Source organism: Nocardioides sp. GCM10027114 (assembly GCF_042659625.1).
Lineage (GTDB): Bacteria > Actinomycetota > Actinomycetes > Propionibacteriales > Nocardioidaceae > Nocardioides.
The window spans coordinates 96,880-106,865 of record NZ_JBHSSS010000006.1 but is presented as its reverse complement, the minus strand read 5'-3'; the positions used below and the strand labels follow the sequence as shown (position 1 = coordinate 106,865).

9 protein-coding genes are annotated in these 9,986 nt (G+C 73.3%); 4 read left to right on the top strand and 5 right to left on the bottom strand.

What is annotated here, in order from left to right; translation table 11 throughout:
- Positions 1-20: 20 nt before the first annotated feature.
- Positions 21-779, bottom strand: a complete 759-nt coding sequence (locus ACFP2E_RS03665) for a class I SAM-dependent methyltransferase (protein WP_378521229.1) — start codon at positions 777-779, stop codon at positions 21-23.
- Positions 780-817: 38 nt separating this feature from the next.
- Here ACFP2E_RS03665 and ACFP2E_RS03660 point away from each other — a divergent pair, with 38 nt between their 5' ends.
- Complete coding sequence (locus ACFP2E_RS03660; protein ID WP_378521230.1) at positions 818-1,972, top strand: glycosyltransferase family 4 protein; 1,155 nt, start codon at positions 818-820, stop codon at positions 1,970-1,972.
- Between the two features lie 36 nt (positions 1,973-2,008).
- Here ACFP2E_RS03660 and ACFP2E_RS03655 read toward each other — a convergent pair whose 3' ends face one another.
- Together ACFP2E_RS03655 and ACFP2E_RS03650 are read right to left on the bottom strand one after the other, a co-directional pair.
- Positions 2,009-2,164 (bottom strand): DUF2613 family protein, encoded by a 156-nt coding sequence (locus tag ACFP2E_RS03655; protein ID WP_378521231.1) that lies wholly within the window; start codon positions 2,162-2,164, stop codon positions 2,009-2,011.
- A 69-nt stretch (positions 2,165-2,233) separates the two neighbouring features.
- Complete coding sequence (locus ACFP2E_RS03650; RefSeq protein WP_378521232.1) at positions 2,234-3,967, bottom strand: hypothetical protein; 1,734 nt, start codon at positions 3,965-3,967, stop codon at positions 2,234-2,236.
- 24 nt (positions 3,968-3,991) lie between these two features.
- Here ACFP2E_RS03650 and ACFP2E_RS03645 point away from each other — a divergent pair, with 24 nt between their 5' ends.
- A complete protein-coding gene (locus ACFP2E_RS03645) occupies positions 3,992-5,251 on the top strand; it encodes an oligosaccharide flippase family protein (protein WP_378521233.1) in 1,260 nt (419 codons plus the stop codon).
- 10 nt (positions 5,252-5,261) lie between these two features.
- Here the strand turns inward: ACFP2E_RS03645 and polA are convergent, their stop codons facing one another.
- Entirely contained in the window at positions 5,262-7,958 is a 2,697-nt protein-coding gene (gene polA / locus ACFP2E_RS03640; protein ID WP_378521234.1) for a DNA polymerase I, read from the bottom strand.
- Positions 7,959-8,013: 55 nt separating this feature from the next.
- Between polA and ACFP2E_RS03635 the strand changes: the two genes are divergently transcribed.
- Positions 8,014-8,466 carry a hotdog fold thioesterase gene (locus tag ACFP2E_RS03635; RefSeq protein ID WP_378521235.1) on the top strand — a complete coding sequence of 151 codons (453 nt, stop codon included), beginning with the start codon at positions 8,014-8,016 and terminating at the stop codon, positions 8,464-8,466.
- A 16-nt stretch (positions 8,467-8,482) separates the two neighbouring features.
- On the opposite strand, the gene ACFP2E_RS03630 is transcribed toward ACFP2E_RS03635, so the two are convergent.
- Positions 8,483-9,055 (bottom strand): GNAT family N-acetyltransferase, encoded by a 573-nt coding sequence (locus ACFP2E_RS03630; protein WP_378521236.1) that lies wholly within the window; start codon positions 9,053-9,055, stop codon positions 8,483-8,485.
- A gap of 116 nt (positions 9,056-9,171) precedes the next feature.
- On the opposite strand from ACFP2E_RS03630, the gene ACFP2E_RS03625 reads away from it, so the two are divergent.
- Positions 9,172-9,918: a DUF554 domain-containing protein gene (locus ACFP2E_RS03625; RefSeq protein WP_378521237.1), complete on the top strand. Its 747-nt coding sequence runs from the start codon at positions 9,172-9,174 to the stop codon at positions 9,916-9,918.
- The last annotated feature ends 68 nt before the right edge of the window (positions 9,919-9,986 follow it).

Sequence of the window (9,986 nt, the reverse complement as noted above, 5' to 3'; positions counted from 1 at the left end):
GGCCTCCGGGCGCGGGCGCGTCAGCGCTTCCGCAGCACGAGGGCCAGGTTCCACGTCGCCACCTCCCGGACCCCGGGCACCCGCAGCAGCCACCAGGTGCCGCGAGGGTTGTAGCGAGGCATCGCCGCGACCACGTCGGCCACCCCGGCGGCCTGCTGGTGGCGAGCCCAGCGCAGGCCGTCGCGGACGGTCACCTTGTAGAGCGACTCGCCGTACTTGTTCTTGGGCTCGTGGCCGTGGCGGCGGGCGTAGCGCCGGCGCGCGTAGCCACCCGACAGGTAGTGCCACGGCGCCGTCTCGTGGCCGCCCCACGGTCCGTACCACACGGTGTAGCTGATGAAGGCCACGCCGCCGGGCCGGGTGACGCGCAGCATCTCCTGGGCCATCAGCCACGGGTCGACGACGTGCTCGAGCACGTTGGACGAGTAGGCGACGTCGACGGAGTCGTCCGCGAACGGCAGCTGCATGCCGCTGCCGACGACAGTGTTCTCCGCGATCCGCCCCGTCCCCGCCAGCTCGCCCACGTCCGCGTCGAGGGCGAAGTAGGTCGCCCCCACCCGGGCGAAGGCATCGCGGAAGTAGCCGGGGCCACCGCCGACGTCGAGCATCACCGAGCCGTCGAGGTCGACGTACTGAGAGAGCTGGCCGACCGAGTCCTCGGCGATCGCCGTGTAGAAGCGGGCGGGGTCGGGCTGCTCGTAGCGGAACTCGCGCAGCAGCCGGACCGATCGCCCCCACGAGGCCCGCCACGCCGCGACAGGGGTCGAGGGGCGCAGCACGCCGCGACCCTACCTGACGCACCGGTAACGTTGGGCCGATGCACTACCTGGGCTCCTTCGAAGGCCGCCACGTCGTCTTCTTCAGCTGGCGGGACACCCGCAACCCCGAGGGCGGGGGCGCGGAGGTCTACCTCGAGCAGGTCGCCCGCGGGCTCCTCGAGCGCGGCGCCCGCGTCACGATCTTCTGTGCCGCGCACGACGAGGCACCCGCGAACGAGGTGGTCGACGGGCTGCGGTTCGTCCGTCGCGGCTCGAAGACGAGCGTCTACCTCAAGGGCATGCTGTGCCTGCTGATGCGCCGGTTCGGCAGGATCGACGGTGTCGTCGACGTCCAGAACGGCCTGCCGTTCTTCACGCGGCTGCTCACCCGCAAGCCGGTCGTGGTGCTGGTCCACCACGTCCACCGCGAGCAGTGGCCGGTCGTCTACCCGGGGCTGACCGGCAAGATCGGCTGGTGGATCGAGAGCCGGCTCTCGCCGCGGCTCTACCGGCGCTGCCAGTACGTCGCGGTGTCGCAGGCGACACGGGACGAGCTGGTGGAGCTCGGCGTCGACCGGGCCCGGATCGCGGTGGTGCACAACGGCACGGAGCCCGCGCTGCCCGTGGCCACCCAGCGCAGCGCCGAGCCCTCCATGTGCACCGTCGGCCGGCTCGTGCCGCACAAGCAGGTCGAGCACGCCATCGACGCCTGCGTGGCCCTGCGCGAGGAGGTGCCGGGGCTGCGGCTCACGGTGGTCGGCTCGGGCTGGTGGGAGGACGAGCTGCGCAACCACGTGCAGCGGCTGGGGGCATCGGACGTCGTCGAGTTCGCCGGGCACGTCAGCGAGCGGCGCAAGCAGGAGGTCTACGCCGCGTCGTGGCTGATGGCGCTGCCGTCCCTGAAGGAGGGCTGGGGACTCGTCGTCGGGGAGGCGGGGATGCACGGCACCCCGACCGTGGCCTACTCGTCGGCCGGCGGCACCCGCGAGTCCATCGAGGACGGCCGCTCAGGTCTGCTGGCGCACGACGAGGAGCAGTTCGTCGACCACCTGCGCGCGGTGCTCACCGACGGCGACCTGCGGGCGCAACTGGCCGCCGGCGCGCGCGACATGAGCGACCGGTTCACCTGGGGGCACGCCCGAGGGTCCTTCGCCCAGGTGCTGGCGTCAGCGATGACCGGGCACACCGAGAGCGGCCAGGACCCGGACGAGTAGGAACGGGCAGCGGGCCGGCCGGTGTGACCGGTGAGGTCAGTTCTGGCCGTACTCGATGACCGGCTGGTTGACGTTGGCCGGCGACTGCGACGGCGCGCTGTTCTGCGCCGAGACGAGTCCGAAGACGGTGGCGCCCGCAACGGCAGAGCCGAGCATGAGCGCGGCGATCCCGCCGATGATGCTGGTTCCCACTGGTTGACCCTCCCTTGATCGACGCCGACTGTAGCAGCGGACTGCAGGTCTTCCCGTCATCGGCGAACGTCAACGAGACACGTGAGCGCCCCTCGCAGGCGGGCGACGCCGCCGGAGTGCGAGCAACATCACACCGGCGAGCAGCGACCCGAGCCAGCCCAGCCACGCTGCGGCCATGGCCGCCACCCAGGTCGGCGGGGCTTCCGCCGGCGCCGGATCGGCCAGCCGGGTGACGACGAGGTCGCCCGTCCGGACGACCTCGGTCCCGGCCACGTCCGGCGCCGGGCCGGGCGCCGAGTCGTCGCGGACCACCACCCCGACGCCGAGGTCCGCCAGTGCCTCGGCGCGCTGCTGCGGTGTGGGCGCGCCCAGCGCCTCCCGGACCTGAGCACCCCGTGGGTCCTCCCCCGCGATCGTCACGCCCGACACCACCAGCTCGTCGCTGGCGACGAAGTCGGGCCGCAGGTAGCGCCCCAGCGGGTCGAGCACCTTGCGGCCCTCGTTCCACGCCGGCGCGCGGTAGCTGCTGAACGGCAGGACCAGGACGTCGGCGCCCTCCGCATCGCCGACGGCCTCGCGCGCCGCGGCGTACGACGGGGGGTAGTCGGTGGCCGCGAGCCGCCCGGAGACACCCCAGGCCGCGTCGGGCATGAGGGCCACCGGCAGCAGCGCCAGCACGCTGCCGACGAGCACGCGCTGCCAGGCGACGTCGAACCAGCCGGAGAGCCGGTCTCCCCCGGCCGCCACGAGCGGCACGAGCGCGAGGGCCGACAGTCCCAGCAGCCGGCTCCCGTCACGGAGCAGCCCCCCGCCCGGGACCTCGGCCCCCAGCCAGGCGACGGCGTCCGGCGCCAGCCAGGTCAGCACCGCCAGGCCCCAGCCGACGACCCAGCAGGCCGCGAAGGCCGCGACGTCCCGGCGACCCCAGCGGTTTGCCCAGCCGCGGGCGCCGAGCGCCGCGAGGGCTACCAGCACCAGCAGGGCCAGCAGCCCGAGCGGGCCCTCCCTGGTCGCGGGCACGGTCTCGGCGTTCCAGACCCCGCCGAGACCCAGCGCGGTCAGCGGGGCGGGCAGCGGCCCCTCGGCCCGGAGGGCGAAGGCGGTGGCGCCGGCGGGGTCGGTGGTGGCGGCGCCTGCGTGGAGCAGCCCCGACACGGCCCAGGGCAGGTTGGCCGCCACCGCCAGCCCCACGAGCAGCCCCCACGTGCGGGAGCGCCCGAGGCCGAAGGTCAGCAGGACCACCGCGGTGGCGAGTCCGGCGCTCGCGCTGAGCGAGCCGAGCGGGAGCAGCACGAGGAGCCCGGCCGGCACCCGTCCGGTGCGCCGGGCCTGCCGGGCGGCCAGCGCCAGCCAGGGCAGCACGGCGTACCCCACGAGGGTGGGCCAGTGGCCCAGCAGCAGCCTCTCGACGGTGAAGGGGTTCCAGACGAACAGCGCCGCGGCGAGGCAGCGCCCCACGAGGCCGGCGTCGCCGGCGAGCCGCACCGCGCCGAGCCCGCCGGCCACCAGGGCGCCGAGCAGCACCAGGTCCTGGAGCACCGCGCCCGGCACGACCTCGTCGAGCACGGCGACGACGGCGTCGGAGGGCACCGCCCGCGGCAGCGCGCTGCCGACACCGAGGAAGTCCGGCCGCAGCGCCAGGTCGGGGACCCACACCATGTCGTAGGCGAGGACGTGGCCCGGACCCAGCGCGGGACCGAGCAGCAGCAGCGACAGGGCGACGGTCCACACGGCCGGGACCGCACCGGCGACGGACGCGGCAGGCGGGACGCGCAGCCGTCGACCCGCCCTCCCTCCCGTCACGTGCGCAGAGTCTAGGCTCGCCGCGTGAGCAAGACGAGGAGGTCGCTGCCGCCCTGGCTGGTCGGCGCCGGCTCGATCGCCGTGGCCATCGGCCTGATGAACCTCGGCACGTACGGGTACACGATCATCGCGGCCCGCCTCCTCGGCCCGGGGTCCTACGGCGCGTTCGCCAGCCTGATGGCCGCACTGCTGGTCGTCAGCGTGCTGCCCCTGGGACTGCAGGCGACCGCCGCGCGCCGTATCTCGGCCGAACCGGAGCGGGTCGGAGAGATCGAGTACTCGATCCTGCGGGTGACCTACCGCGCCGCCATCGGCGTCGGCGCCGTGTGCCTGCTGCTGACCCCGGTCATCAACCTGGTGCTCCGGCTGGACAACCTCACGATCGCCGCCCTCGTGGCAGTCACTGCTGCGCCCATGACCGTCATGGGCGGCCAGGCCGGGATCCTGCAGGGCGAACGGCGCTGGGTGCCGCTGGCTCTGCTGTACGTCGCCAACGGGGTGCCCCGACTGCTGATCGGCACCTCGCTGCTGCTGTGGCAGCCGTCAGAGCTGAACGCCGTACTGGGCGTGGTTCTCGGCCAGTTCGTTCCGTGCCTCGTCGGCTGGCACGCTCTCCGCCACCGCCGCCAGGCGGGCAAGACGGCGGGCGACCACGCCACCCGCCCAGTGCTCCGGGAGGCCGTCCACAACTCACAGGCCCTGTTCGCGTACTTCGCCCTCAGCAACGTCGACGTGGTCGTCGCGCGCAACGTGCTCGACGACCGTGCCGCCGGCCTCTACGCGGGCGGACTCATCCTCACCAAGGCCGTGCTCTTCCTGCCGCAGTTCGTCGTCGTGCTCGCGTTCCCCGCCATGTCCTCGACCGGCGCGCGACGACGCGCCCTCGGCCGGGCCCTCGGCCTCGTCGCAGTTCTGGGCGCCGCGGCGGTCGGGGGCGCCTGGCTGCTGCCCGAGCTCGCGCTGGTGTTCGTGGGCGGGGACGACTACTCCGACATCCAGTCGCGGCTGTGGCTCTTCGCGGTGCTCGGCACGGCGCTCGCCATGCTGCAGCTGCTCGTCTACAGCGTGGTCGCGCGGCAGGGGCGTCGATCGGTCTACGTCATCTGGCTGGCGCTGGCGACGCTCATCGCCATCGGGTCGACCGCGACGTCGCTCGGCGGGCTGCTGGCCCGGGTGCTCACCGTGGACCTCACCCTGCTGGTGCTGCTCGCCGGCACCAGCCTGGTCCTGCTCCGGAGCCCCGCCCCGACGGACGACTCCGAGCCGGCGGACGCACCGCGCTGACGGGCCCGCCTCAGTGGGCGGCGTCGTGCCAGCTGCGGCCGGTGCCGACCGAGACGTCGAGCGGCACCGCGAGGTCGGCGGCGCCCGCCATCTGCTCGCGTACCAGCGCCTCGAGCGCGTCACGCTCGCCCTCGGCCACCTCGAGCACGAGCTCGTCGTGGACCTGCAGCAGCATCCGTGAGGCGAGGCCGGACTCCGACAGGGCCCGGTCGACGTTGAGCATGGCCACCTTGATGAGGTCGGCGGCCGAGCCCTGGATCGGCGCGTTGAGCGCCATCCGCTCCGCCATCTCGCGGCGCTGCCGGTTGTCGCTGGTGAGGTCGGGCAGGTAGCGGCGACGGCCCCGGATCGTCTCGGTGAAGCCCGAGCGCCGGGCCTCGTCGACGACGCCGGCGAGGTAGTCGCGCACGCCGCCGAAGGTCTCGAAGTACTCGTCCATGAGGCCGCGCGCCTCGCCCGGCTCGATGCGCAGCTGCTGGCCGAGCCCGAAGGCCGACAATCCGTAGGCGAGGCCGTAGTTCATCGCCTTGATCTTGGCGCGCATCTCGACGGTGACGTCCTCGGCGTCGACGCCGAAGACCCGGGCGGCGGTGATCGAGTGGAAGTCCTGGCCCGAGCGGAACGCCTCGATCAGCAGCTCGTCCTCGGAGAGGTGGGCCATGATGCGCATCTCGATCTGGCTGTAGTCGGCCGTCATCAGGCAGTCGAAGCCAGGGCCGACCACGAAGCCCTCCCGGATCCGGCGACCCTCCTCGGTGCGGATCGGGATGTTCTGCAGGTTGGGGTCGGTGCTCGAGAGCCGGCCGGTGGCGGCGATCGTCTGGTTGAACGTGGTGTGGATCCGCCCGTCCGCGGCCACCGTCTTGAGCAGCCCCTCGATGGTCTGCCGGAGCCGGGACACGTCGCGGTGGCGCAGCAGCGCCACGAGGAAGGGGTGCTCGGTCTTCTCGTAGAGCTGCTGCAGCGCGTCGGCGTCCGTGGTGTACCCGGTCTTGGTGCGCTTGGTCTTGGGCATGTCGAGCTCGTCGAAGAGCACCACCTGCAGCTGCTTGGGCGAGCCGAGGTTGATCTCCTTGCCGATGACGCCGTACGCCTCCTGGGCGGCCGCCCGCACCTCGTCGGCGAAGTGGGACTCGAGCGCCTCGAGGTGGTCGACGTCGACGGCGATGCCGGTCTGCTCCATGGTGGCCAGCAGGTCGACGAGCGGCAGCTCGACTTCGGCGAGGAGTCGGGTGCCACCGTGCTCCTCGACCGCCTCGTCGAGCGCCTCCGCGAGGTCGAGGACCGCCCGGGCGCGCAGCATCTCGGTCTCCGCGGCGTCGTTGTCGTCGAGGCCGTCGAGGCTGAGCTGGTCGCCGTCGCCGGACTCCTGCCGCAGCTCGCGCTTGAGGTAGCGCAGCGTGAGGTCGGCCAGGTCGTAGGAGCGCTGGTCCGGCCGCACGAGGTACGCCGCGAGCGCGGTGTCGCTGACGAGGCCGTGGAGCGGCCAGCCGCGGGCGGCGAGCGCCAGCATCGGGCCCTTGGCGTCGTGGAGCACCTTGGCGGCCTCTGGGTCGCCGAACCAGGTGACCAGCGCCGCGTCGTCGTCGGGAGTCACCTCGGCGGCGTCGATCCACGCGGCGGTGCCGTCCTGCGCGGCGAGCGCGACGGCGCGCACCTCGCCGCTGCCGGCCCGCCACGAGCCCTGGACGGAGACGCCCGTCCGCGGACCGTCGGGGCCCGCCGGGGCGGCGTGCGCGGCCAGCCAGTCGGCGACCTCGCCGGCGCCGAGCCGGGCGCCGGCCAGCGCGAAGCCGGAGTCGACCGTCTCCTCCTCGGACTCGAGGGTCTCGAAGAGGCGGTCGCGCAGCACCCGGAACTCCAGGCCGTCGAAGAGCGTGTGGACCTCGTGGCGGTCCCACGGCCGCACGACGAGGTCCTCGGGCCCGACCTCGAGGTCGAGGTCGCGGACGAGGGCGTTGAGCCGGCGGTTGCGGATGACGTCGCCGAGGTGGGCGCGGAGGTTCTCGCCGGCCTTGCCCTTGACCTGGTCGGCGTGGGCCACCACGTTGTCGAGCCCGTCGAACTGGGCGATCCACTTGGCGGCGGTCTTGGGGCCGACCCCGGGGACGCCGGGGAGGTTGTCGGACGTCTCGCCCACGAGCGCCGCCAGCTCGGGGTAGCGCGCCGGCGGGACGCCGTACTTCGTCTCGACCGCCTCGGGGGTCATCCGCGCGAGGTCGGAGACGCCCTTCATGGGGTAGAGCACCGTGGAGTGCTCACCGACGAGCTGGAGCGAGTCGCGGTCGCCGGTGAGGATCAGCACGTCGAGGCCGCGCTCGACCGCCTGCGTCGTGAGGGTGGCGATGATGTCGTCCGCCTCGAAGCCCTCCTTGACGAGGTGGGGGATCCGCAGCGCGTCGAGGACCTCCTGGATCAGCGGCAGCTGGCTGCTGAACTCGTCGGGCGTCTTGTTGCGCTTGGCCTTGTAGTCGGAGTACTCGGCGGCGCGGAACGTCTGGCGGGACAGGTCGAACGCGACGCCGACGTGCGTGGGCTGCTCGTCGCGCAGCACGTTGATGAGCATCGAGGTGAAGCCGTAGACCGCGTTGGTGTGCTGGCCCGTCGTGGTCGAGAAGTTCTCGACCGGGAGCGCGAAGAAGGCACGGTAGGCCAGCGAGTGGCCGTCGAGGAGGAGCAGGCGGGGGCGGCTGTCGGTCGCGGGCACCCGCCGACTCTAGCCGCCGTCCCCGACGCCTTCGCCGTGGGCCAGAATGGCCGCCATGACCCCCAGCGAGCGCCCCGCGCCGACCGTCGAGGAGTTCCTGTCGTACCTGCCGCAGGGCATGGGCGGCCTCAACGAGAAGATGGGGATCGAGCTGGTCGAGATCTCCGCCGAGCGGGTCGTGGCGACCATGCCGGTGGCCGGCAACACCCAGCCCTTCGGCCTGCTGCACGGCGGCGCGTCGGTCGTGCTCGCCGAGACGCTCGGGTCCGTCGGGTCCGCGCTGCACGCCGCCCCCGACCGCATCTCCGTGGGAGTGGACATCAACGCCACCCACCACCGCTCGGCCACCTCCGGCACCGTGACCGGCGTGGCCACGGCGGTCCACCTCGGCCGCACCTCCGCGTGCTACGAGGTCGTCATCAGCGACGAGCAGGGCCGGCGGCTGTGCACGTCCCGGATCACCTGCGCCCTCGTGCCCGCGGACCGGTCCGCCGCGAACAGCTCCTGACCCGGGCGGGCACCGCTCAGCCCGGGGTGGGCTGCGAGCGACGCAGCGACCGCCGCGCCGCCAGCACCTGCGGGAGCTGGCGGCCGCTGGTGCGCGGGACACCCCCGCGCTGGATGCTCAGCCGTGCCTTGACGGTCGGCACCGGGGCGACCCGGAGCAGGACGTGCGGCCCCAGGGCGAGCCGGGCCATGAAGCGGTTGGCGTCGCGGGCCCCGGCGGTCACGCCGGTGGCCATGTGGGCGATGCCGAGCTCCTCGGCGAAGGCGACCGACGCCTCCATGAGCGCCCGACCCACGCCGTGGCGGCGGAACTCCGGCAGCACGTGCGGCGAGACCGCCTGCAGCACCGGCTCGAGGTTCAGCGGGGTGACGCTCGTGGCGCGCAGGTAGACCGCGCCGGCCGGCCGGCCGTCGTACTCGGCGACCACGATGCGCTCGACGTCGGACGCGGCGACGCGTGCCAGGACCGAACGGACGTCGCTCGCCTGCTCGTCGGGCTCGGCCCGGCGGAGCACGTCGCCCCAGAGGGCGACGAGCAACTCGACGTCCGACGGGACGGCTTCCCGCAGGGACACCAGCGACCGCTTCATCGAGCCTCGTCTCTCTCCCGCCACGCCACCCTCTCCCCGGGCGCGGCACAACGGGCCGAGACTACGCTCACCCCGCTCGCCTGTCAGGAGGGAGCCCCCATGTCCGAAGGAGACCCGTGATCGCCGGAACCGGCACTGCCGTCAATGTCGTGACCGTGCTGCTCGGAGCAGGCCTCGGCGTGCTCCTGGGCCACCGGCTGCCGGTGCGCACGCGCGACGCCGTGACCGACTGCCTGGGGCTCGTCACGCTCCTCATCGCCGCGCTGGCGGCACTCGCGGTCACCGACCCGGCGCTGGCCAGCGAGGTGGGCTCCAGCGCGCCCATGCTCGTCGTCCTCGGCTCGCTGGTGCTGGGCGGGATCGTGGGCTCGCTGCTGCGCCTCGAGGCGCGCGTGGAGGCGCTCGGCGGCTGGCTGCAGCGCCGCCTCTCCGGCGACGTCGGCTCGGTGGAGCGGCACCGGTTCATCGAGGGCTTCGTGGTGTCCTCCCTCGTCTTCTGCACCGGACCGTTGACCATCCTCGGGTCCCTCAGCGACGGGCTCGGGCTCGGCGCCGACCAGCTCTTCCTCAAGGCCACGCTGGACGGCTTCGCCGCCATCGCGTTCGCGGCCTCCTTCGGCTGGGGCGTCGCGGCGAGCGCCCTCACGGTGCTCGCCGTGCAGGGCAGCCTGACGGTCGTCGGCCTGCTGCTGGGCGACGTCCTTCCTGACGCCCACCTCGCCGCGCTCACCGCAACCGGCGGACTGCTTCTCGTCGGCGTCGGGCTGCGGTTGCTGAGGATCCGCGAGATCCCCGTGGCTGACCTGCTTCCGGCCCTGATCGTGGCGCCATTTCTCGTTCAGGCAGCGGCGTGGCTTCATTGACGTAACGGTTCGCTAACGACAGGGTGCGGCGTGACTCCGGACACACCTACCGGTCCTACTGTGTCAGC

Bases quoted from the DNA above. Each gene is read 5' to 3' on its own strand.
- ACFP2E_RS03630 (WP_378521236.1), bottom strand. From the start codon at position 9,055: ATGAAGCGGTCGCTGGTGTCCCTGCGGGAAGCCGTCCCGTCGGACGTC.
- ACFP2E_RS03660 (WP_378521230.1), top strand. From the start codon at position 818: ATGCACTACCTGGGCTCCTTCGAAGGCCGCCACGTCGTCTTCTTCAGC.
- ACFP2E_RS03635 (WP_378521235.1), top strand. From the start codon at position 8,014: ATGACCCCCAGCGAGCGCCCCGCGCCGACCGTCGAGGAGTTCCTGTCG.